A 21,531-nucleotide genomic window follows, 5' to 3' on the forward strand; every position below is an offset into this window, starting at 1 on the left:
ACGAGATGAGCAAACTGAAGATTGGCGGTGCGGTGCTCGTCGCCCTGCTCGTCACGCTCGGCCTCGGATGGTTCTGGGGCGCGAGCGGGCGGTGGGCCGTCGAGCGGCAGGCGCGCGACGCCGAGGTGCGACTGCAGGTCACCGAGGCACGCGCCGCGTTGGCTGCGGCCCGCGTCGACGTATTCGAGCTCAACTTCGGGCGGGCGAGTCGGAACCTGGAGCGCGCGAAGAAGGCGCTGGCCGACGTCGGTGCCCGCATGGAGAAGGACGGGCCCGCCGACTCCGCAGCCGCCGTGCGCGAGGCGGCGGCCAAGGCTGCTGAGGCGCAGCAACTCGCCGGCAACGTCGATCAGACCGCGAACGCTCGGGCCGCTGAAGCCCTGAACGTTCTCGATCGCGTCAAGGATTGATCCCATGCTGACCCGCGACGACGTTCTGCGGCTCGTTCGCCAACGTGCTCAACACCCTGCCTCGGCGCGCGAACTGATGCACCTCCTCCAGATTCCGCGGGAGGAGCGCGCGACCTTCCGGCGGTACTTGAAGGCCCTGACCGCCGACGGCGATCTGGTCGAGGTTCGCGGGAAGCGATACGGTCTGGCCGAGAAGATGGATCTCGTCGTTGGACGCCTGCAGGCCAACGCAGGCGGCTTCGGATTCGTGATCGCCGAGCGGCCGCAGGAACCCGGCGAACGCGACGTGTTCATCCCGGCACCGCACATGAAGGAAGCGATGCACGGCGACCGCGTGGTCGCGCGGATAGAACGCTATCGCGATGGGGATCGGCCGGAGGGCCGGATCATCAAGATCCTGACGCGGGCGAACGCGGTAGTCGTTGGGCGGTTCGATTTCGACGAGGCGGGTCTCGGGTTCGTCACCCCGTTCGATCAGCGGCTGATCACCGATGTCGCGGTGCCTGCCAACGACGCGGGTGGGGCCAGGCCGGGACAGATGGTCGCCGTCGAGATCGCGCGTTGGCCGACGGCCACCCGTGGTCCCATCGGCCGCGTGACCGAGGTGCTCGGCAGCATCGATGATCTCGGTGTCGACACGAAGATCATCATCCGGAAATACGGCCTGCCGGATGCACACGGAGACGCTGCGATCGTGGAGGCGCGGCGCCTCCTCGACGGACGCGGGACGCCCCGCACGATGCACGCGCGTCAACAGGATCTGGCCGATCGGACCGACTTCCGGAATCTCGACATCGTGACGATCGACGGCGAGCACGCGCGCGACTTCGACGACGCCATCTCGGTCGAGCGGCTGCCGAACGGACACTTCTGGCTGGGCGTTCACATCGCCGACGTGTCGCACTATGTCCGCGAGGGTAGCGCACTCGACACCGAGGCCTATGAGCGGGCGACATCGGTCTATTTCCCCGAGCGTGCGCTGCACATGTTTCCCGAGGATCTGGCCACCGGTCTGTGCAGCCTGAACCCGCAGGTCGATCGCCTCGTGCAGTCGTGCCTGATGGAGGTGGACCGCCGGGGACAGGTGCTTCGCCACGAGTTCCACGACGGGATCATCCGCACGCGCGCCCGGATGACCTACACCGACGTGAACGCGATCCTGACCGGCACATCGCCCGAGACGACGGCCCACCACGGAGAACTCGTGCCGCTCTTCGAGCGGATGCGAGAGCTGTTCGAGATCCTGAATGCGCGCCGCCATCGTCTCGGGTCGATCGACTTCGATTTCGACGAGGCGGAGGTCGTGTTGGACGAGGCGGGGCAAGTCGACGCGATCATCGCGTCCGAGCGGAACATCGCCCACCGAATCATCGAGGAGTTCATGCTCCTCGCCAACGAGACGGTGGCTGAGTTCCTGGATACGAGCGGTGTGCCGGGCCTGTATCGCGTGCACGAGTCGCCGGACCCGCTCAAGGTGGTCAGATTCGAGGAATTCGTCTCGAGCCTCGGCCACAGCCTGTCCGTGCCACCGCAGGCGGTGCGGCCACGGCACTTCCAGGCGCTGCTCCAGAAGATTCAAGGCACACCCGAGGAGCGGCCGATTGCCGTGCTCATGCTGCGGACGATGCAGAAGGCGCGCTATGCGGCGGCCAACCTCGGTCACTTCGGTCTCGCCTTCACCAGTTACACGCACTTCACGTCCCCGATTCGCCGTTACCCCGATCTGGTCGTCCACCGCCTGCTTCGGCTCGCGCGGCGTGGCGCGATGGTTGAAGCCGAACGGGAGGCGCTCGAGAAGGATCTGCCCGAGATCGCCCGGCACACCTCGGACCGCGAGCGCCGTGCCGACGAAGCCGAGCGGGAACTCGTGCAGTGGAAGAAGGTCCGCTTCATGAGCGACAAGGTCGGAGAGGAGTTCGACGGCTACATCACGGGCGTCGCTTCGTTCGGCGTCTTCGTGGAACTGACCGAGCACCTCGTCGAGGGTATGGTGCACGTCTCGACCATGGCCGACGACTACTACCGCTTCGTGGAGACCGCTCACACGCTGCGCGGGGAGAACACCCGCAAGGTGTATCGCCTCGGTGACCGTGTGCGGGTCCGGGTCGTCCGCGTCGATCTGGACAAGCGGCAAATCGAGTTGGGGCTCGTCGACATCCTCGATGCCGTGCGGAAGAATGGACGAGCGCATGGCGGCCGCCGCAAGGCCTCGCCGGCACGTGAGACGCTGCGCAAGCGCCCGTCCCACGCGCGCGGATCGCGACGAGGATCGAGGCACTGATGGGGACGCCTCCGTCGGTAGCTGGATAGGCCATGCGACACATCATCGTCGGTACGGCCGGGCACATCGATCACGGGAAGAGCGCCCTCGTGAGAGCGCTGACCGGGACCGATCCGGACCGGCTGAAGGAAGAGAAGGCGCGGGGCATCACCATCGATCTCGGATTCGCCCACTGGTCGAGCGGCGACTTCACCTTTTCGTTCGTGGATGTGCCCGGCCACGAGCGGTTCGTCAAGAACATGCTGGCCGGCGTCGGCGGCTTCGACGCCGTCGTGCTCGTCGTGGCCGCTGACGAATCCGTGATGCCGCAGACGCGTGAGCACTTCGAGATTTGTCGGCTCCTGCAGGTGCCGAGCGGACTGATCGCCATCACCAAGTCAGATCTGGCCGACGCGGAAACGATCGAATTGGTGCGCATGGAGGTTCGTGAACTGACGGCCGGATCCTTCCTGGCGGACGCCCCCGTCGTCGCGGTGTCGTCGAAGACAGGTGACGGCTTGGACCGGTTCGAACGAGCGTTGATCGAACTTGCGCGTCGGGTCCCGCCGCGTGGGCGTGGTGGCGCGGTACGGATCCCGATCGACCGGGCGTTCTCGGTGAAGGGGTTCGGTACCGTCGTGACCGGCACGCTGCAGTCGGGCCAGATCCGTGTGGACGAGGAACTGCAGTTGCTGCCGCCGGCCCGACCTGTGAAGGTGCGCGGTGTGCAGGTACACGGTGAGGCGGAAAGTGCGGCCACAGCCGGCCAGCGCGTCGCCGTCAACCTGGCCGGGATCGACCTCGGCGAGGTCGGCCGCGGCGATTCGCTCGTGACGCCTGGCGTGCTCGAGCCGACCCGCGTGATCGACGCCCGCGTGGCCGTCGTGGTGACGGCGCATGCCATTCGTCACGGCGCACGGGTTCGCGTTCACCAGGGGACGAGCGAGATCCTTGGCCGCGTGGCGCTCGCCGCGGTGCTCGACCGGGTGGCGGAGCCGGGGCCTGCCCGCACGGGCGAGACGGCGGAGATTCCGCCCGGACGCGAGGCCTACGTGCGGATCCGGCTCGAACGTCCCGCAGTACTGTCGCGCGGTGATCGGTTCATCCTGCGCGCCTATTCACCGCCGACGACCATCGCCGGCGGTCTCGTTCTCGATCCGCACCCGTTACGGGGACCGATCCGCACCGCTGCGGCGCGAGCGCGGTTCCTGGCGCTCGATCCAGAGGGGCGACCCGCCGAGGAGGCCACCGACCAGGCCGTGGCCTCGATGGTGACCGAGCGGGGAATCGCCGGACTGGCGGTGTCGAGTCTGACAAGCCGCGCGGGCGTGGCACCACAGCAGGTGGCCGAGACGATTGCCCGTCTGGTCCATTCAGGGACCGCCGTACGCGCTGCCGACGTGCTGGTCGCGCCGGCCGTGCTCGAGGCGCTCTCCCGCCAGGTGATGGCGATGCTCGGCGAGTATCATCGCACCGAACCGCTTTCCGAGGGCATGCCGCGTGAAGAAGTGCGCGAACGGGCCTTTGCCCGCGCCGGCCTTGGCGTCTTCGAGCACGTCGTGGGCGCCCTCCAGGACGCACGGCGGGTCGCTGGGCGCGACCGCCTGTCACTCGCGTCGCACCGCGTGGCGCTGTCAGGCGAAGAGGAGAGAGGACGCCAGGTGATCGAGCGGGCGATCCTGGATGGCGCTTTGAAACCACCTGACCCGCAGGCGGTTGCCGCGTCCGGCGGGATACCGCCCGACGTGCTCGACCGTGTGGTCAAGTTGCTCGTCCGTCAGAAGGTGCTCGTCAAGCTCGACACGCTGGTGTTCCACGATGATGCGCTGAAACAACTCAAGCGCGAGATCGCCGCGCTGAAGGCGGCATCCGGCGGCGAGACGCGGATTGACGTGGCGACGTTCAAGGAGCGCTACGGCATCTCGCGGAAGTTCGCGATCCCTCTCTTGGAGTATCTCGACCGAGAGCGGGTCACACGGAGGGTGGGCGATTCGAGGGTCTTGATCTGACTAGTGAGGTCGGTCGCCGGGGGGCGGGGCGTCGTGATGGTCCCGCGACGCGTCCTTGAACCCACGGATCGCCTTGCCGAGGCCGCGGCCAAGGTCGGGCAGGCGATTCGCACCGAAGACGAGCGCGAGGATCGCGAGGATCAGGATCAGTTCCGGCAAGCCCAGGCTACCCATGGCGCCATTGTACCACTCTCGGATCACTGCACGAGGCCTTCGACCTGGAGCCTCAGCGGCCGCCTGTGTGCCCGGCCTGGGCTCGCCTCGAACCGCGCGACCACGATTGCGACGAGGATGTGGCTCACGGGCGGGCTTGAAGCCGGCCCTCATCAAGCTTACAGTAAGGTCATGCCGCGTCAGGTGCGATTGGGGCAGTATCGGCGCGCCGCGCGGTCCGGCCGGTGACGGCCGTTCCGGGCGTGCTCGAGGAAACGGGCGCCGCCGATCGGGCGCTCTCACGGTGGGGTTGACGGTTTCGGTCTATCGATGAGGTGCTGATGGCTGCCGTTGAAACGGGTCGATACACGATTGGCGTCTTCAAGGACGTGGCCTCGGCTGAACGAGGGGTCGATGCCCTCAAGCGCCAGGGATTCTCAGCCGAGGCGTTGACGCTGCTGGCGAAGGACGGGGCCGACACGGCCGGCCTGCTTCAGAAGGTCTTCGGCAGGACGCCCGACAAGCTCGACCTGCACGGCGTCGGATCGGTCGTTGCGGTCGGAAGCCTCCTGTCGGCGCTCGACGACAAGGCGGGCGACCTGGCCAGGACAGGACTGGCGGCGACACTGGCGCGGGTCGGATTCCAGCCGCACGACGGCCGCATCTTCGAGACGTTGACCGTGCGCGGTGGGGTGCTCGTGGCCGTCCGAAGCGAACCTCGCGCGGCCGATGCGCTGTCCACGCTGCACTGCTACGGTGGCGGGAATGCCGCCATCGGCGCCTGGACCGGCCGGTTGTAGGGCGGATCCCGGGCGGGACACAGCGGCCGTGAGCCATGACGCGGCACGTGAGATTTGGGTTGCGGTCGTGACGTTCCGGTCTGCTCGGGCAAATCCCATGTGAGGCGCTTCGACGTCGTCCGGCGGAGACGCCGGGTGGGCGCTGTCCTGTGGAGGCGTCACTGATTTACGCGCCGCGGTCCCGTCGAGTTGTCGGCACCCTCGAAAGTCGGTGGGTTTACGGCAAACCTCGACGGGCATTCGATTTGCAGTTGCTCGAAGAGACGGGCTGCGCGATCATAGAAAAGTGAGCGGCCCCAGTGCCCATGTCTGACACTTCGACGACCACCCGCGACCTGAGCGCCCCGGTTGGGCACCTGTCGGTCCATCTCGGCGACCGTCCTGGCACCGAATTGCCTTTTCTTTTCGAGCAACCCCGCAAGGAACGCGTGGCGTCGGCGGCGATGGTGTCGTTGCTCGCCCACGTCGGCATCACCGTGCTGGTGTTCCTCATCGCGCGGTACGCGCCCGGCGGCTTCACGGGCCAGCCGATGGACCAGATTCCGCTGCACGACATCATCTGGACCAACGAACCGGGGCCCGGCGGTGGCGGCGGCGGCGGCGGCAACCGGATGCAGGCGCCTCCACGGAAGGCCGAACTGCCCGGGAAGCAGAAGATCAGCGTTCCGGTCGAGAAGCCGCCAGAAGTCAAGCCGGTTGCGCAAGTGCAGCCGAAGGACCAGCCGGTTCCCGAGCAGCAGCTCAACATCCCCGCGATGATGATTGGCGCGTCCACGCAGACCCTGCCTGGCACGCTCGACGGCGTATCGACCTCGTCGCTCTCTCTCGGCCCGGGGAGCGGGGGCGGCGCGGGCACGGGGACCGGTACAGGCATCGGCCCAGGCACCGGCTCGGGCCTCGGCCCTGGTTACGGCGGCGGGACGGGCGGCGGCGCGTATCGACCGGGCAGTGGGGTCGAGAACCCGGTGCTGATCCGCGAGGTCAAGCCGCAATACACGGCTGACGCCATGCGCGCCAAGATCCAGGGAACCGTCATCGTCCAGTGCGTCGTCCTGCCGGACGGAACGGTGACCGACGTGCAGGTCGTCAAGTCACTCGACCCGGTGTTCGGGCTCGATCAGGAAGCCGTCAAGGCCGCCAAGCAGTGGCGGTTCATGCCGGGCAAGAAACAGGGCCAGCCGGTTCCCGTCATCATCTCCATCGAACTTGCATTCACGCTGCGGTAGGTAAGAAAAAGGCCCGGCAGGCGTGACCGCCCACCGGGCCCACTGACTATCGAGATGCACCGACTGGCGCGCGTCATCGACTGACGCGCATCATCGACTTCTTAGTACATCCCGCCCATCCCGCCGCCGGGACCGCCAGGCATCGCCGACTCCTTCTTCTCTTCGGGGATGTCGCACACGATCGCTTCGGTCGTCAGGAGCAGCGAGGCGATCGACGAGGCGTTCTGGAGCGCCGTGCGCACGACCTTCGCCGGGTCGATGACGCCAGCCTGCACCAGGTTCTCGTACTTCTCGTCCTGCGCGTTGAAGCCCCACTCCTCGTCCTTGCTCTCGAGCACCTTCTGGACGACGATCGAGCCCTCGACGCCGGCGTTGTTCGCGATCCAGCGCATCGGGTCCTCGATGGCGCGCTTCACCAGGTTGACGCCGATCTGCTGGTCACCGTCGAGCTTCAGCTTGTTGAGCGCGATCACGCCGCGCAGCAGTGCGACGCCGCCGCCCGGCACGATGCCCTCTTCCACGGCGGCCTTGGTGGCGTGCATCGCGTCCTCGACGCGCGCCTTCTTCTCCTTCATCTCGGTCTCGGTCGCGGCGCCGACCTTGATCACCGCCACGCCGCCGACGATCTTCGCGAGGCGTTCCTGCAGCTTCTCGCGGTCGTAGTCCGAGGTCGTGTCATCGATCTGCGCGCGGATCTGCTTGACGCGGCCCTCGATGTCCTTGGCCGTGCCGTTGCCCTCGACGATCGTCGTGGTGTCCTTGTCGATCGTGACCTTCTTGGCCTGGCCGAGGTCCTCGATGCGGATGTTCTCGAGCTTGATGCCCAGGTCTTCCGTGATGGCCCGGCCGCCGGTCAGGATCGCGATGTCCTCGAGCATGGCCTTGCGACGGTCGCCGAAGCCCGGTGCCTTCACCGCGGCTGCCGACAGCGTCCCGCGCAGCTTGTTCACCACGAGGGTGGCGAGCGCCTCGCCATCCACGTCTTCCGCGATGATGAGCAGCGGACGACCCATGCGGGCAACCTGCTCGAGGACCGGGAGGAGGTCCTTCATCGAGCTGATCTTCTTCTCGTGGATGAGGATGATCGGGTTCTCGAGCACCACGTCCATCCGTTCCGGGTCGGTCACGAAGTAGGGCGACAGGTAGCCGCGGTCGAACTGCATCCCCTCGACGACCTCGAGCGAGGTCTCGAGCGTCTTGGCCTCTTCCACCGTGATGACGCCGTCCTTGCCGACCTTCTCCATCGCTTCGGCGATGATGGTGCCGATCGTCTTGTCGTTGTTCGCGGAGATCGTGCCGACCTGCGCGATCATGTTGCCCTTGACCGGCTTCGCCAGCTTCTTGATCGACTCGATCACCACCTCGACCGCGCGCTCGATTCCGCGCTTCAGTTCCATCGGGTTCGCGCCGGCGGCCACGTTCTTCGAGCCTTCGCGGTAGATCGCCTGCGCGAGTACCGTGGCGGTCGTCGTGCCGTCACCCGCGATGTCCGAGGTCTTGCTCGCCACCTCGCGCACCATCTGGGCGCCCATGTTCTCGAGCGGGTTCTTGAGCTCGATCTCCTTGGCGACGGTCACGCCGTCCTTGGTGATGAGCGGCGATCCGAACTTCTTGTCGAGGACGACATTGCGGCCCTTGGGGCCGAGGGTGACCTTCACTGCATCGGCGAGGGCGTTGACCCCGTGCAACAAGGCCTGCCGTGACTGCTCGCCGTAAATAATCTGCTTTGCCATCGTGGTCTGCTCCGTTCAGGATTGGGTGAATTGCAGGGATCGACTACTCGAGAATCGCCAGCACTTCCTCTTCGCGCATGATCAGGAAATCTTCGCCATCGAGCTTGATTTCCTGGCCCGAGTACTTCCCGAAGAGGATCGTGTCGCCGGCCTTGACGTCGAGCGCGATGCGTCCGCCGTCGTCCTTCACCTTGCCGGCTCCAACGGCGACAACCTTGCCCTGCTGCGGCTTTTCCTTGGCGGAATCCGGGATGATGATGCCGCCGATCTTCTGTTCACCCTCTTCGATGCGCTTGACGAGAATTCGGTCGTGTAGCGGTCTGGCTTTCATCGATGTTACCCCCACTGAATCTGCGGTTGCACGGCCCGGCGGCGCGCCGGGGCGGTTTGGCACTCGCGGGGTGCCGGAGTTAGCACCCGAACGCGATACTGTTAGCACTCGATATGCTCGAGTGCCAATTATAGCCCCTCTGTGAGCGCTGTCAAGGGGCGTGGGGCAGTCGAGACGCTTCTCGGTTTTGCGTGGGCTGTCGTGCGAGGCCGGCAACCCGGAGCTGCGCGGTGCTCGGGCGTGACCCTCCAGCGCGAGAGCGGCAGTCACGGCGAAGAGGCATGAGTGCAAACACGCGGTGGCAGGGGATGTCGAGGATCGACGCTAGCGTCGCAGCTTCTGTTCCGCCCGTTTGCGGCTGAGGGTGTTCCGGTGGATGCGCAGCTCGCGAGCCGCGGACGACAAATTGCCCTCGTGGCGCTCCAGCACGCGATCGATGAACGCGCGTTCGAAGGCCGACACCGCGTCCTCGAACAGGATGCCCCGGTCCACCATCTCCGCGATCAGGCGTTCGAGCCGCTCGCGCACATCAACTCCGGGCGTCCAGTTCGTGGCCGGCCAGCCGACGCAGCGCTTCGAGGTACTTGTCGCGCGTCTTCGCCACGACCTCGTAGGGAAGCGACGGCACGGGCGGCTGCTTGTTCCACTTGATCTGTTCGAGGTAGTCGCGGACGAACTGCTTGTCGAAGCTGGGCTGGCCCCCCCCGGGGCAATAGCCGTCGGCGGGCCAGAAGCGGGACGAGTCGGGCGTGAGGACCTCGTCGATCAGCAGCACCTCGTCGCCGTCTGCCGAATCGGCCGCCAGCCCGAACTCGAACTTCGTGTCGGCGACGATGATGCCGCGGGTTTCGGCATGCGCGGCGCCCATCGCGTACACCTTCAGCGAGAGCGCCTTCAACCGGCCAATCAGGCCGCGTCCAACCAACTCGCCGGCCTCTTCCTCGCTGATGTTCTCGTCGTGTCCGCTCTCGGCCTTGGTCGAAGGTGTGAAGATCGGTTCGGGCAGGCGGTCTGCTTCCCGCAGGCCGGCCGGGAGTGCGATGCCGCACACCGTTCCGCTCTTGCGATACTCGGCCCAGCCCGACCCAACCAGGTATCCTCGGACGACGCACTCGATCGGGACCGGTCGGCTGCGGCGCACGAGCATCGAGCGGCCGCGCAGCACGTCCGCGTGGGGCCGCAGCGGCGCCGGGAACTCCGCCGGATCCGTCGACCGGACGTGGTTCGGCACCACCGACGCCGTCAGATCGAACCAGAAGGCCGACAGTTGCGTCAGGACCTTCCCCTTGTCCGGGATACCGGAGCCGAGCACGTAGTCGAACGCCGAAATGCGGTCGGTGGCGACGATGACGAGGTCGTCGCCGACCTCGTAGAGGTCACGAACCTTGCCGCATCGGCTTGGCGAAATCTCGGGAAACCTCGTCGTGAGCAGCGGGGCCGGCAGCGCCATCGGAGAACCTCGCGTCTGGCACACGTCACGTCGGGAACAGGCGAAGGCCGCCATGATACCGGGCGGTGCCCGATCACCGCAAGGGCAGGATTATGGGCGGCCCAGGCGCCGTAGACCTGAGTGGGTTCTTATAGTAGAGTGCCATCGCGCCGCATGCGTGCCCACCTGCGAACCATCGTCGTCTTCGTCCTGGCTGTCGCCCTGCTTGCGTGGTTTCTCCGTCACGCGAATCTGGCCGGCGTCTGGGCGGAGATCCGTCGAGGCGACATCGGTCTGGTGCTCGTCGCGGTCGTGATGACGATGACGACCTATGCCAGCCGGTCGATCCGGTGGCAGTACCTGCTCCAGGGACTCGGTCCGACCCGGTTCTTGAACGTATTTCGAGCGACGGTGATGGGATTCGCTGCCAGCTTCTTGCTCCCGGCGCGCGCCGGCGAGTTTCTGCGCCCGTATGTCCTGGCGAGGCGCGAGGGCCTGAGCGCGACCGCCACGTTTGCCACGGTGATCCTGGAGCGAGTGTTCGACATGGTGACCGTGCTGGCGTTGTTCGCGGTGTTCCTGCTGCTCGACGATCCGGCGGTCGTTGACGCCGACCCGCGGGTGTTCAACGCCGTGAAGCTCAGTGGTCTCGTGGTTGCCGCGGTGACAGTGGCCGTGCTGGTGGTGTTCTTCGTGCTCGCTGGTCGGCCCGAGACCGTGGGCCGGCTGTCCGCGCGGGTCGAGCGTGTGCTGCCCGCGCGGTTGGCGCGTCTGGTGGACGGCATGGCGCGGACCTTCGCGGAGGGGTTGTCGGCGGTCCGCCGGCCGCAGCAACTGGTGATGGTGTTCGTCTGGTCGTTCCCGTTGTGGCTCTCGATTGCGGCGGGCGCGTGGCTCGTCACCCATGCGTTCCACATCGAGATGTCGTATGTCGGATCGTTCCTGCTCACCACCGTGCTGGTGGCCGGTGTGCTGGTTCCGACGCCGGGGGCGGTGGGCGGGTTTCATGAGGCATACCGGATTGCGGTGACGTCGTTCTTTCACGCGCCGAACGACCGGGCGGTTGGGGCGGCGATCGTCCTGCACGCCATCTCGTTCGTGCCGGTGACGCTTCTCGGCATCGTCTTCATGGCCCAGGAAGGTCTGACCCTGGGCCGCATGCGGCGTCTGGCCGATTCGGCCACGGCGGAGGAGGAGGGAGCCAGATGAAATGCCCGTACTGCGGCCACTTGGGCGACAAGGTGGTGGACTCGCGGGAGAGCAAGGAAGGCGAGGTCATCCGACGGCGACGGGAGTGCCTCGACTGCGGCCGCCGGTTCACGAGCTATGAACGGATCGACGAGATTCCGTACATGGTGGTGAAGAAGGACGGGAGCCGCGAGCGCTTCGAGCGCCAGAAGCTCATTGGCGGTATGCTGAAGGCGTGTGAGAAGCGCCCGGTGAGCGTCTCGACGCTCGAGAAGGTGGCGGACCGCGTTGAAGCGACGCTCCAGGAGCGGCCGGAGAAGGAGATTGCCACGGCGGAAGTCGGGCAGTTCGTGATGCAGGCGCTGAAGGATCTCGACGAGGTTGCCTACGTGCGGTTCGCGTCGGTGTATCGCAACTTCCGCGATGTCGGGGAATTCAGGAAGCAGCTCGAGGAACTGCTGAACGCGGGCGAATGACACGGAGATTCCTGACGGGAACGCTCCTGACGGTCCTTCTGGTGGGCGCCTCCGCCTGGCGGGCGTGGCCGGCCGCACCGGTGCTGGCCGCGGGCACTGAAGGGCTCCAGGTGGTGACGCTGGCCAAGGACGGCCGGATCCTGGTGTCGTTCACCCTCTCGAACGGGTTCACGGACGAGTTGCGCGAGGCGATCCGCAGCGGTCTGCCCGCGACGATTACCTACGAGATCGATTTGCGGCGCGATGGGCTGCTCTGGTTCGACCGCACGATCGCCTCGTCCACCGTCACCGCCAGCGTCCGGTTCGACAATCTCACACGGCAGCACCGGCTCGCCCGCACCGTGGATGGTCGCGGCGAGGAGCCGCGCCTCACCGAGGACGAATCGCTCGTGCGCGAGTGGCTGACGGTCTTCAAGCAACTGCCGCTGTTCAGCACGGCACAGCTCGAGGGCAATGTCGAGTACTACGTGCGCGTTCGGGCGATCACCCGGCCGCGCGTCAACTGGCTCCTGTTCTGGCCGTGGGAGCAAGGGGCCACCACCGGTTACGTGCGCTTCACCGTCATCCAGTAGATGCTCAGCCTGCGGGATACCGCTCCGGCGCCACGATCCGCTCCGCCCCGGCGGAGTGCGCAGGGGCGTCGTCCGTTTCGCGACAACCCGATCCTGATTGTCGCCAGCATTGCCCTGTTGATCGCTGCGCTCGGTGCGACGCTGACGTTCGCCAGCCGCTCGTCGCGCCTCTCGCCGGACTTCCTCACGGAGTTCGTCCTCTACGCGTTGTCGGCCGCCGACCTGGCGATGATTCTGGCCCTCGTCTTCGTGCTCGCGCGGAACATCGTGAAGATGATGGTCGAGCGGCGGCGTGGCCTGCCGTTCGCCCGGTTCCGCTCGAAGCTCGTCGCGGTCCTGCTGGCGCTGACGCTGATCCCGTCGATGCTGGTGCTGTTCGTCGGGAGCGAGCTGATTCGCAGCAGCCTCGACCGATGGTTCAACGCGCCGATGGAAGAGATCGTCGCGTCGGCGAACCGGACGGCGGCGGACTACTACCGCGAACGCCAGAAGCTGGTGTCCGATACCTCTCGAAGGATCGGCCGGGTGCTGTCGCCGCTCGGCTTTCCCGACGCCGACGTGACGAAGGTGTTCGAGTTGATCTCTCCCGAGGTCGCGCAACAGCGCATCGGGATGGTGGAGGTCTACCGCGTGTCGCCGGGGCGCGGCCCGCGGCCCGACGTGCTGCCGGTGGCCGAAGTCCGCTCGCCGTCGCTGCCGCCGGACTACAACCGCGCGTCGGCCGACCGCCTGGCCGAACGGGTGGTGGCGGAGAACACGGAGACGCACGCCATCGAGCCGCTCGGGAGCGGCGGCGAACTCGTGCGGGCCGCGTCGCCCGTTCGCGGCAACGACGGTGCGCCTGCCGCGGTCATCGTCGCCTCCGATTTCCTCACGGGTGAAATGTCCACGCGCGCGCGTCGGATGACCGAGTCGTTCGAGCAGTACAACCAATTGCGCGTCCTCAGGAACCCTCTGATCGGCGTCTACATCTCGTTCTTCCTGATGGTGACGCTGATGATCCTCGTGAGCGCCACGTGGATGGGGCTCTACCTCGCCAAGCGAATCACGCGGCCGATCCAGCGGCTGGCGGCCGCGGCCCGCGAGATCGGCGCCGGGCATCTCGACCACCGGCTCGAACCGGAGACGAGCGACGAGTTCGGTGCGCTCGTCGAGGCGTTCAACACGATGGCCGGCGAGTTGTGGCGCAGCCGCCGCGATCTCGAGCGCTCGGCCGGCGATCAGCAGCGGCAGCATCAGGAGGTCGAGGCGCGTCGACGGTACATCGAGACGATTCTCGAGCGGATCACCACGGGGGTCATCTCGCTGGACGCATCGGGACATGTCACGACGATCAACTCCGCGGCCGCTCGGCTGCTCGCCCTCGACGGGCAGGTGGCGACGGGACGTCCGGCCGTCGAACTGCTCAGCCGCCCCGACCTGCAGCCGCTGGTCGCCCTGGTCGAGGGGGCGCGCCAGGAGGGACAGGACCCGCCGCCTCAGGAAATCGGCCTCGCGCACGACGGTCGGGAACTGCACCTGGCCGCGGCCGCGACCGCGCTGCACGGCGAGGGCGGCGCCATCGAGGGCACGGTCCTGGTCTTCGACGACATCACACCACTCATCCGTGCGCAGAAGGTCGCGGCGTGGCGGGAAGTGGCCCGCCGCCTGGCCCATGAGATCAAGAATCCGCTCACGCCGATTCAGCTCTGCGCGGAACGGCTCGGACGTCACTTCCAGACGGCCCCTCCGCCCACGCGTGCGCTGGTCGAGGAGTGCACGAAGACGATTGTCGGCGAGGTCGAGTCGCTCAAGGCGCTGGTGGACGAGTTCTCGCAGTTCGCGCGCATGCCGGCACCGCGGCGGATTCCGACCGATCTCGCGGGCCTGCTCGCCGACACGCTGTCGCTCTACGTCGGCCTGTTCCGGGAGGTGAAGATCGAGAGTACGGCGCCGCCCGGGATGCCGATGGTCCGGGTGGATCCTGAACAGATTCGCCGGGTGGTCATCAACCTGGTGGACAACGCGATCGAGGCGATGGATCGGCACGGGCACGTCGCCATCGAGGTCCAGTACGCCGCCACCGAGCGCGTGGCGCGCGTCGTCGTGGCTGACAATGGCCCTGGCATTCCGGCCAGCGAGCGCGAGAAGCTGTTCCTGCCGTACTACTCGACCAAGCGGCGGGGGAGCGGACTCGGCCTGGCGATCGTGCGGCGGATCATCGCGGAGCACGGCGGTACGATTGACGTGGCCGACAATGCGCCGACGGGTACGCGCTTCACCATCGAGCTGCCCGCGTAGCGTGGCTCCTGACTCCTGTTTCCTGAGAGTGTCTCGTGAAACCGACGATTCTGATCGTAGACGATGAGCCTGGCGTGCGGAGCGCACTGTCCGGCGTGCTGCGGGACGAAGGCTACCAGGTCGAGGCCGTGGAGAGCGGGGAGGCCTGTCTCGACCGCGTCACGCGCGTCGCGTTCGACCTGATCCTGCTCGATGTCTGGCTGCCCGGCGCCGACGGCCTGGCGACGCTCGCGCGCCTGCGCGAGCGCCAGCTCGACGTGCAGGTGGTCATGATCTCCGGGCACGGCAACATCGAGTCGGCCGTGCGGGCGATCAAGCTGGGGGCATTCGACTTCATCGAGAAGCCGCTCTCCCTCGACAAGACGATGCTCGTCGTGCGCAATGCGCTGCGGCAGCGCCGCCTCGAAGCGGAGAACCGCGCGTTGCGGGCGCGCGTCGATCGGAACCTGCAGATGATCGGCGAGAGCTACGCCATGCGACAGCTGCGCGAGCAGGTGGCCATGGCCGCGCCGACCAACGGTCGGGTGCTGATCTACGGGCACAACGGCACCGGCAAGGAACTGGTCGCGCGCACGGTCCACGCCCTCAGCCGCCGGCGGACGGGTCCGTTCGTGGAAGTGAACTGCGCGGCGATTCCCGAGGAGTTGATCGAGAGCGAGCTGTTCGGCCACGTCAAGGGGGCCTTCACCGGCGCCGTGAGCGACCGGCGTGGCAAGTTCGAGGTGGCGGACGGGGGAACGATCTTCCTCGACGAGATCGGCGACATGAGCCTGAAGACGCAGGCGAAGGTGCTGCGGGTCCTCCAGGAACAAGTGGTCGAGCCCGTCGGCGGCACGGCGGGCGTGCGCGTCGACGTGCGGGTCCTGGCGGCCACCAACAAGGACCTGCCCGTCGAGATCCGTGCCGGCCGCTTCCGCGAGGATCTGTACTTCCGCTTGAACGTCATCCCGATCTTCGTGCCCCCGTTGCACGACCGGCAGGAGGACATCCCGCTGCTCGCCGAGCACTTCATGGCCGGTTTCGCCCGGGAGTACGGTCGCCGCATGAAGACGCTCGAAGCGAGCGCCATTGCCGCCCTGCAGGAGTATCCGTGGCCGGGCAACGTCCGCGAACTGCGGAACGTGATCGAGCGACTGATCATCATGGTACCGGGCGACACGATCAGCGTTCGCGATCTCGGATTTCTCGACGGGTCGTTCGCCGTCGAACCGGAGCCGGCCGCGGCGGATCCCGGCGCCGAGCCGGTCTCGCTGCAGGCCGCCCGCACGCGCTTCGAGCGCGAGTTCATTCTCCGGACCCTGAACGCGCAGAACGGCAACATCTCTCGAACGGCCGATCTGCTGGGCGTCGAACGCAGCAATCTCTACCGCAAGATGCGCGCCCTCGGGATCGTCAGCCGGTCCGCCGACCGCGAGGAGGATCCCGCATAGGGCACCGGGCACTTTTGATATAATCCCCTCGCGTCCACCTTCCGTTCGGCTATGCCCGACCCAGCTCGCACCGATCCGTCACTCAGCCCGGATGGTCTCACGGCGACCGAACGCGACAGCCGTGTCGAACAGCTCCTGCTGACGGGGCTCGACCAGTATTTCGCCGGCGAGTACGACCGGGCGATTAGTGCGTGGACGCGCGTGCTGTTCTTCGACCGCGGGCACGCCCGCGCCAAGGCCTACATCGACCGTGCCCGCAGCGCCATCGGCGAGCGCCAACGTGAGTCGGACGAACTGCTGCACCGCGGTGTCGACGCGTTCAATCGGGGCGAGACCGACGATGCCCGGCGCCTGCTCACCGCGGCGGTGGACCGCGGCGGTCCGCACGAGGTGGCGCTGGCGTTCCTGGATCGGCTCGCGCGACTCGACCGACCGGGTTCGCTCGGTGATGCGCGCCCGGGTCGCCGCGCCGAGCGGCGTCGACCCAGGCGCGACCCGGCCGTCGGGAATCGCTTTCGGCGTCGGACCTGGGTGGTGCCCGCCTTGGTGCTATCGGTCGGGGCGCTCGTGTTTCTGTATCTTCAGGGGTCCCTCGATCGGAGCACCTCGCCGTTCTTCCTGCTGGACTGGCGTGGGTCCTACGCGGGGACCACCGTGCGTCCCACCGAGGACCCGCTTCCGGTGCCGCGCCCGGCCGAGATCGATCTCGAGCGCGCGCGGGCTCTCCTGGCCTCGGGCCACGCCCGGGAAGCCCTGCGTCTCGTCGAGGGGATACCCGCCGGTGACAGCCTGCGGTCGGAGGCAGCTCGCGTCCGCGAGGACATCCAGCGCGCGTTGCTTGCCGACGAGGGAAAGGGTGTGCTGCCTGGTCCGCCGTCGCTCACCCCCGCGACTCCTCCGGTCAGGGAACCATGAAGTGCCCCAAGTGCGGCTACATCGGGTTCGAGCCGGCCGAACGCTGCAGGAACTGCGGGTACGATTTCTCGCTGTCTTCGTCGAACCCGCCCGCGTCCGACCTCTCGCTCCGACCGGATCAGGCGATTGGTCCGCTGGCCGATTTCGACCTAGGTGAGGCGAAGAGGCCGCCTCGTCCGACGCCGGCCACCAGGACAGCGCGCCGTCGTCAGGACCCCACCCTCGATCCGGGAATACCGTCGGGCGAAGCCGTGGGGCCTGCAGACCTGCCACTGTTCGGCGAGCTCGACGAGACGCCGCTCGTAAAGCCTGGGAGCGCGCCGACACCGCCTCTGTCGGTTCGTCGGTCCACACCTGTGGCGCGAACGCGCCCGAACCCCGCGCGCCTGTCGGATCCGCAGCGCGATCTCGGCTTGCTCCCCGAGGCCGACCTCGCTTCGCACGAGCCCATGGCGAACTCGTCGGACGCAGCCGCGGTGGAGGCGGGCCCGCATGCGGCGCCGGGTGCCGAGCGTCGGCTGGCGGCGTCGCTGCTCGATGTTGTGTTGCTGGTCGCTCTCGACGTCGCTGTCCTGTATTTCACGTTGCGGATGTGCCGCCTGGCGACGGCCGAACTGGGCATCTTGCCGGTGTGGCCGACCCTGGCGTTCCTCCTCCTGATGAACGGCGGGTACATGGTGCTGCTGACGGCGGCAAGCGGCCAGACGCTTGGCAAGATGGCCTTCGGTCTGAAGGTCGTGTCGCGCGACGAAGGGCCCGTGTCGATCGGGCAAACGCTCATTCGGACGCTTGTCGGGTTCCTTGGCCTTCTGCCCGTTGGACTGGGTTTGCTGCCGGCGGCGTTCGATCACGGCTGTCGCGGGTTGCACGACCGGATGGCGAACACTCGTGTCATTCGGGCCGTCGCCTCCTGATCCACCCACGTTTCCCATGTGGTCATGAAGAGTCGACTCGCCATCCTTCTCGCGACGTTCGGCTATGTGGGGCACTTCCCGATCGCACCCGGGACGGCCGGGTCGGCCGCAGCGATTCCCCTCTATCTCCTCCTGCGGTGGGCTGGCATGCCTGCGCTCGACGTGGCCGTCATCGTCGTCCTGTTCGCGGCCGGGTGTTGGGCGGGCTCGGAGGCGGAGGCCCACTACGGCCGGACGGACCCCGGTCAGGTCGTTCTCGATGAAGTGATCGGCATGCTGCTCACACTGCTGTTCCTGCCGGTCAGCTGGATCGGTGTGCTGTTGGGCTTTCTGCTCTTCCGCCTCTTCGACGTGTTCAAACCGTTCCCGGCCCGGCAGTGCGAGCGTCTGCCTGGCGGGCTTGGAATCATGGCCGACGACGCCGTGGCGGGGATCTACGGGAACATGGCGCTCCGGCTGATCATCTGGCTCGTGCCAGCGCTGCGGTAACGCGTGACACCAGAGTCATGAAGCGAGCGATCATCATCGCCGTCGGCAGTGAACTGCTGACACCGTTTCGGTCCGACACCAACTCCCTGTTCATCACGTCGAAGCTGAACGACATCGGCATCCAGGTCCTGGCCAAACTGATCGTCGGCGATCGGCGCGCCGAACTGGCGGCGGTGATTGCCGGCGCGTTGTCGCGGACCGATCTCCTCGTCCTCACCGGTGGCCTCGGGCCAACCGAGGACGATGTGACGAGGCTGGCGGTGGCGGACGCGACCGGTGCGGCGATCGAAGAGGACCCGGCCATTCTGGAGCGGATCCGCCAGCGCTTCGCGAAGCGGGGACTCGACATGCCCGCGGTCAACCGCACGCAGGCGCAGGTCCTCTGCGGCGCGACCGTGCTCCCGAACCCGAACGGTACCGCGCCCGGGCAGTGGCTGGAGCACGAGGGCACCGCGATCGTGCTGCTCCCCGGTCCGCCGCGCGAGATGCGTCCGATGTTCGACGCCGTTGTCGCCGAACGGCTCGCGCCTCTGACGTCCGGCGCCCGCCTCTACCGCCGTGTGCTGAAGATTGCCGGGCGCTCGGAATCGGCGATCGAAGAACTGGCGCAGCCGGTGTATTCGACCTGGACCGAGTGGCAGCCGCCGGTCTCGACCAGCATCCTCGCCGTCCCGGGGCAGATCGAACTGCACTTCTCGGTATCCGCCAGCAGCGTCGCGGAGGGCAACACGACGCTGGCGCGTGCGACCGACGAGATGCTGGCCGTCCTTGGCGACGACGTGTACAGCACTGACGGACGTCCGCTCGAGCAGGTTGTCGGCGATCGGCTTCGGGAACACGGATGGCGCGTGGCAACGGCAGAGTCCTGCACGGGAGGCCTGGTCGCGTCGCGGCTGACGGACGTGGCGGGCAGCTCGGACTATGTCGATCGCGGGGTCGTCTGCTACAGCAACCGCGCAAAGACGGAACTGCTCGGTGTGCCGGCGGAGCTGATTTCGGCCCACGGTGCGGTGAGCGAGGCGGTCGGCGTGGCGATGGCCCACGGGATCCGCGAACGGGCCGGCGTGGAGGTGGCCGTCGGCATCACCGGTGTGGCGGGGCCCGGTGGAGGCAGCGCCGAGAAGCCGGTCGGCACGGTGGTGATTGCGGTTGTCTGGCCCGGCGGAGACGCGGTGCACCGGTTCCAGTTCCTGGGCGGGCGGGAGTCGGTGAAGTTCCAGGCATCGCAGGCGGCGCTGAACCTCTTGCGACACCTGGCGGGCGGCGGGTCTTCCCATGCGCCTCTTCATCGCGGTTGAACTCGACGACGTGGTGCGACGGAGCGCGGCGGCGGTCGCCGAGCGCCTGGACCAGGAATTTCGGCGGGGAAACGCACGCCGCAGCGTGACGTGGGTGGCGCAGCAGAACCTCCATCTGACCCTGCGGTTCCTCGGTGAGGTCGATGCCTCCCGGGCGAACGGTGTGATCGCCCGCCTCACACCGCCGTTTGCCACGTCACGCTTCGACATTGCGGTCGCCGGTGTCGGCGCATTCCCGCCGTCGGGGCCGCCGCGGGTGATCTGGATGGGCGTCACCGACGGTGCGCGCGCGCTGGTCGCCCTTCACCATGAGGTCGAGACCCGACTCGATGGCCTCGGTTTCGAGCGGGAGGATCGGCCGTTCCGCGCGCATCTGACGATCGGCCGCGTCAAGGCGCCCCTCGGTTCGCGCGCCCAGGGCGTCCTGTCCAGCCTCCCGCCGACCGAGGTCGGCCGCTGCCAGGTCGGCCACGTCACGCTGTTCGAGAGCCGCCTCTCGCCGAAGGGCCCCACGTACTCCGCGGTGATGACCTCGGTGCTGGCGCGTTGAGCCAGGAGGGCCTGCCTTGCCGGCCGGGCCGTGGTTTCGAGTATCATCACTCCCAATGAAGGACATCGGAGTACTCGGAGCGGGCAGTTGGGGCACCGCGCTGGCGGCGCACCTGACTCGAAACGGGCACAGCGTCCGACTGTGGGCCCGCGAGGCGGAAGTTGTCGCCGATATCCGAGAGCGCCGGGAGAACAGCCTGTTCCTGCCCGGGATCGAGCTGCCCGACTCGTTGCGTCCGTGCGAGGGTCTCGAAGACGCGTTGCGCGGTGTCGAGATCGTGCTCGTCGTCACGCCGTCGCACGGCACGCGTGGCGTCCTGAAGGCCGCCGCGCCGTTCATCCATCCGAAGGCGACCATCGTCAGCGCGACCAAGGGACTCGAGGTCGACACGATGCTGCGTGCCTCGGAGGTCATCGCGCAGGAACTTGGCCCCGACCGCCCCGTGGTCGTGCTGTCCGGCCCCAGTTTCGCACGCGAGGTCGCGCTCGGACTGCTGACCGCGGTCTGCGCCGCGTCGGCCAATCAGGCCGCTGCCGAACTCGTGCAGGCGGAGTTCCGGGGCCGCCTGTTCCGCATCTACACGACCGACGATGTCATGGGCGTGGAGATCGGGGCCGCGCTCAAGAACGTGATTGCCATTGCCGCGGGCGTTGTCGAAGGCCTCGGCCTCGGGCACAACGCGATGGCCGGTCTGATCACCCGCGGGCTCGCGGAGATCTCCCGGTTGGCGCACGCGCTCGGCGGGCGCCGCGAGACGCTGGCAGGTCTGTCGGGGCTGGGCGATCTCGTGCTGACCTGCACGGGGGACCTCTCGCGAAACCGCCAGTTCGGCATCGAACTCGGACGGGGCCGATCCGTATCCGAGGTGCTCGGCGGCATGCGGATGGTCGCCGAGGGTGTGCGGACGACCGGAGCGGCATTGGCGCTCGGGAGGCGCCACGGCGTCGAGCTGCCCATCGCAGCGCAGATGGCCGAGGTACTCGAAGGAAGAAAGAACCCCCGGCTCGCGGCTGAGGAACTCATGCTGCGTCCGCAGCGGGTCGAGGTCGATCGCCGGTGATAGAATCG

The 21,531-nt window shown here is 67.5% G+C and carries 21 protein-coding genes; 16 read left to right on the top strand and 5 right to left on the bottom strand.

What is annotated here, in order from left to right:
* Positions 1-5: 5 nt before the first annotated feature.
* Genes VGK32_09870 through selB form a run of 3 tightly spaced genes read left to right on the top strand, consistent with a single transcriptional unit; the run spans position 6 to position 4,679 of the window.
* Complete coding sequence (locus VGK32_09870; protein ID HEY3382064.1) at positions 6-410, top strand: hypothetical protein; 405 nt, start codon at positions 6-8, stop codon at positions 408-410.
* Positions 411-414: 4 nt separating this feature from the next.
* On the top strand, positions 415-2,691 hold the full coding sequence (gene rnr / locus VGK32_09875) for a ribonuclease R (protein ID HEY3382065.1): 2,277 nt from the start codon (positions 415-417) through the stop codon (positions 2,689-2,691).
* A gap of 32 nt (positions 2,692-2,723) precedes the next feature.
* Positions 2,724-4,679, top strand: a complete 1,956-nt coding sequence (gene selB, locus VGK32_09880; GenBank protein ID HEY3382066.1) for a selenocysteine-specific translation elongation factor — start codon at positions 2,724-2,726, stop codon at positions 4,677-4,679.
* On the opposite strand, the gene tatA is transcribed toward selB, so the two are convergent.
* Positions 4,680-4,853 (bottom strand): twin-arginine translocase TatA/TatE family subunit, encoded by a 174-nt coding sequence (gene tatA / locus VGK32_09885; GenBank protein HEY3382067.1) that lies wholly within the window; start codon positions 4,851-4,853, stop codon positions 4,680-4,682.
* Between the two features lie 320 nt (positions 4,854-5,173).
* Here tatA and VGK32_09890 point away from each other — a divergent pair, with 320 nt between their 5' ends.
* Positions 5,174-5,632: a hypothetical protein gene (locus VGK32_09890; GenBank protein HEY3382068.1), complete on the top strand. Its 459-nt coding sequence runs from the start codon at positions 5,174-5,176 to the stop codon at positions 5,630-5,632.
* A gap of 305 nt (positions 5,633-5,937) precedes the next feature.
* Positions 5,938-6,858 carry a TonB family protein gene (locus tag VGK32_09895; protein ID HEY3382069.1) on the top strand — a complete coding sequence of 307 codons (921 nt, stop codon included), beginning with the start codon at positions 5,938-5,940 and terminating at the stop codon, positions 6,856-6,858.
* Between the two features lie 101 nt (positions 6,859-6,959).
* Here VGK32_09895 and groL read toward each other — a convergent pair whose 3' ends face one another.
* The 4 genes from groL to VGK32_09915 all read right to left on the bottom strand — a co-directional run bounded on the left by groL (position 6,960) and on the right by VGK32_09915 (position 10,372).
* Positions 6,960-8,591: a chaperonin GroEL gene (gene groL / locus VGK32_09900; protein HEY3382070.1), complete on the bottom strand. Its 1,632-nt coding sequence runs from the start codon at positions 8,589-8,591 to the stop codon at positions 6,960-6,962.
* Between the two features lie 43 nt (positions 8,592-8,634).
* Positions 8,635-8,922: a co-chaperone GroES gene (gene groES / locus VGK32_09905; GenBank protein HEY3382071.1), complete on the bottom strand. Its 288-nt coding sequence runs from the start codon at positions 8,920-8,922 to the stop codon at positions 8,635-8,637.
* 324 nt (positions 8,923-9,246) lie between these two features.
* Positions 9,247-9,450 (bottom strand): helix-turn-helix domain-containing protein, encoded by a 204-nt coding sequence (locus VGK32_09910; protein HEY3382072.1) that lies wholly within the window; start codon positions 9,448-9,450, stop codon positions 9,247-9,249.
* Position 9,451: 1 nt separating this feature from the next.
* Positions 9,452-10,372: a phosphoribosylaminoimidazolesuccinocarboxamide synthase gene (locus VGK32_09915; GenBank protein ID HEY3382073.1), complete on the bottom strand. Its 921-nt coding sequence runs from the start codon at positions 10,370-10,372 to the stop codon at positions 9,452-9,454.
* A gap of 153 nt (positions 10,373-10,525) precedes the next feature.
* Between VGK32_09915 and VGK32_09920 the strand changes: the two genes are divergently transcribed.
* The 11 genes from VGK32_09920 to VGK32_09970 are packed head-to-tail and all read left to right on the top strand — an operon-like array spanning position 10,526 to position 21,523.
* Entirely contained in the window at positions 10,526-11,560 is a 1,035-nt protein-coding gene (locus VGK32_09920) for a lysylphosphatidylglycerol synthase transmembrane domain-containing protein (protein ID HEY3382074.1), read from the top strand.
* Entirely contained in the window at positions 11,557-12,015 is a 459-nt protein-coding gene (gene nrdR / locus VGK32_09925; protein ID HEY3382075.1) for a transcriptional regulator NrdR, read from the top strand. The genes VGK32_09920 and nrdR overlap by 4 nt, the downstream gene beginning before the upstream one ends.
* The gene (locus tag VGK32_09930) at positions 12,012-12,587 is read left to right on the top strand and encodes a DUF4390 domain-containing protein (GenBank protein HEY3382076.1); all 576 of its coding nucleotides are present in this window, start codon (positions 12,012-12,014) and stop codon (positions 12,585-12,587) included. The genes nrdR and VGK32_09930 overlap by 4 nt, the downstream gene beginning before the upstream one ends.
* Positions 12,588-14,867 carry an ATP-binding protein gene (locus tag VGK32_09935; GenBank protein ID HEY3382077.1) on the top strand — a complete coding sequence of 760 codons (2,280 nt, stop codon included), beginning with the start codon at positions 12,588-12,590 and terminating at the stop codon, positions 14,865-14,867. It abuts the gene before it with no gap.
* A 35-nt stretch (positions 14,868-14,902) separates the two neighbouring features.
* Positions 14,903-16,297, top strand: a complete 1,395-nt coding sequence (locus VGK32_09940) for a sigma-54 dependent transcriptional regulator (protein HEY3382078.1) — start codon at positions 14,903-14,905, stop codon at positions 16,295-16,297.
* Positions 16,298-16,348: 51 nt separating this feature from the next.
* Positions 16,349-17,212, top strand: coding sequence for a hypothetical protein (locus VGK32_09945; protein ID HEY3382079.1), 864 nt, complete (start codon positions 16,349-16,351; stop codon positions 17,210-17,212).
* Positions 17,209-18,126, top strand: a complete 918-nt coding sequence (locus VGK32_09950) for an RDD family protein (protein HEY3382080.1) — start codon at positions 17,209-17,211, stop codon at positions 18,124-18,126. The genes VGK32_09945 and VGK32_09950 overlap by 4 nt, the downstream gene beginning before the upstream one ends.
* 24 nt (positions 18,127-18,150) lie before the next feature.
* A complete protein-coding gene (locus VGK32_09955) occupies positions 18,151-18,615 on the top strand; it encodes a phosphatidylglycerophosphatase A (GenBank protein HEY3382081.1) in 465 nt (154 codons plus the stop codon).
* 17 nt (positions 18,616-18,632) lie between these two features.
* Positions 18,633-19,913 carry a competence/damage-inducible protein A gene (locus VGK32_09960; protein ID HEY3382082.1) on the top strand — a complete coding sequence of 427 codons (1,281 nt, stop codon included), beginning with the start codon at positions 18,633-18,635 and terminating at the stop codon, positions 19,911-19,913.
* Positions 19,891-20,463: an RNA 2',3'-cyclic phosphodiesterase gene (gene thpR / locus VGK32_09965; protein ID HEY3382083.1), complete on the top strand. Its 573-nt coding sequence runs from the start codon at positions 19,891-19,893 to the stop codon at positions 20,461-20,463. The genes VGK32_09960 and thpR overlap by 23 nt, the downstream gene beginning before the upstream one ends.
* A gap of 55 nt (positions 20,464-20,518) precedes the next feature.
* Positions 20,519-21,523 (top strand): NAD(P)H-dependent glycerol-3-phosphate dehydrogenase, encoded by a 1,005-nt coding sequence (locus tag VGK32_09970; GenBank protein ID HEY3382084.1) that lies wholly within the window; start codon positions 20,519-20,521, stop codon positions 21,521-21,523.
* The last annotated feature ends 8 nt before the right edge of the window (positions 21,524-21,531 follow it).

It is taken from the genome of Vicinamibacterales bacterium (assembly GCA_036504215.1).
In the GTDB taxonomy this organism is placed as follows: Bacteria; Acidobacteriota; Vicinamibacteria; order Vicinamibacterales; family Fen-181; genus FEN-299.

Coding starts and splice junctions, on each gene's coding strand:
- VGK32_09890 (HEY3382068.1), top strand. CDS start 5,174: ATGGCTGCCGTTGAAACGGGTCGATACACGATTGGCGTCTTCAAGGAC.
- VGK32_09950 (HEY3382080.1), top strand. CDS start 17,209: ATGAAGTGCCCCAAGTGCGGCTACATCGGGTTCGAGCCGGCCGAACGC.
- groL (HEY3382070.1), bottom strand. CDS start 8,591: ATGGCAAAGCAGATTATTTACGGCGAGCAGTCACGGCAGGCCTTGTTG.
- VGK32_09960 (HEY3382082.1), top strand. CDS start 18,633: ATGAAGCGAGCGATCATCATCGCCGTCGGCAGTGAACTGCTGACACCG.
- VGK32_09945 (HEY3382079.1), top strand. CDS start 16,349: ATGCCCGACCCAGCTCGCACCGATCCGTCACTCAGCCCGGATGGTCTC.
- tatA (HEY3382067.1), bottom strand. CDS start 4,853: ATGGGTAGCCTGGGCTTGCCGGAACTGATCCTGATCCTCGCGATCCTC.
- VGK32_09930 (HEY3382076.1), top strand. CDS start 12,012: ATGACACGGAGATTCCTGACGGGAACGCTCCTGACGGTCCTTCTGGTG.
- VGK32_09870 (HEY3382064.1), top strand. CDS start 6: ATGAGCAAACTGAAGATTGGCGGTGCGGTGCTCGTCGCCCTGCTCGTC.
- VGK32_09920 (HEY3382074.1), top strand. CDS start 10,526: ATGCGTGCCCACCTGCGAACCATCGTCGTCTTCGTCCTGGCTGTCGCC.
- VGK32_09915 (HEY3382073.1), bottom strand. CDS start 10,372: ATGGCGCTGCCGGCCCCGCTGCTCACGACGAGGTTTCCCGAGATTTCG.
- groES (HEY3382071.1), bottom strand. CDS start 8,922: ATGAAAGCCAGACCGCTACACGACCGAATTCTCGTCAAGCGCATCGAA.
- thpR (HEY3382083.1), top strand. CDS start 19,891: ATGCGCCTCTTCATCGCGGTTGAACTCGACGACGTGGTGCGACGGAGC.
- rnr (HEY3382065.1), top strand. CDS start 415: ATGCTGACCCGCGACGACGTTCTGCGGCTCGTTCGCCAACGTGCTCAA.
- selB (HEY3382066.1), top strand. CDS start 2,724: ATGCGACACATCATCGTCGGTACGGCCGGGCACATCGATCACGGGAAG.
- VGK32_09955 (HEY3382081.1), top strand. CDS start 18,151: ATGAAGAGTCGACTCGCCATCCTTCTCGCGACGTTCGGCTATGTGGGG.
- VGK32_09895 (HEY3382069.1), top strand. CDS start 5,938: ATGTCTGACACTTCGACGACCACCCGCGACCTGAGCGCCCCGGTTGGG.
- nrdR (HEY3382075.1), top strand. CDS start 11,557: ATGAAATGCCCGTACTGCGGCCACTTGGGCGACAAGGTGGTGGACTCG.
- VGK32_09935 (HEY3382077.1), top strand. CDS start 12,588: ATGCTCAGCCTGCGGGATACCGCTCCGGCGCCACGATCCGCTCCGCCC.
- VGK32_09970 (HEY3382084.1), top strand. CDS start 20,519: ATGAAGGACATCGGAGTACTCGGAGCGGGCAGTTGGGGCACCGCGCTG.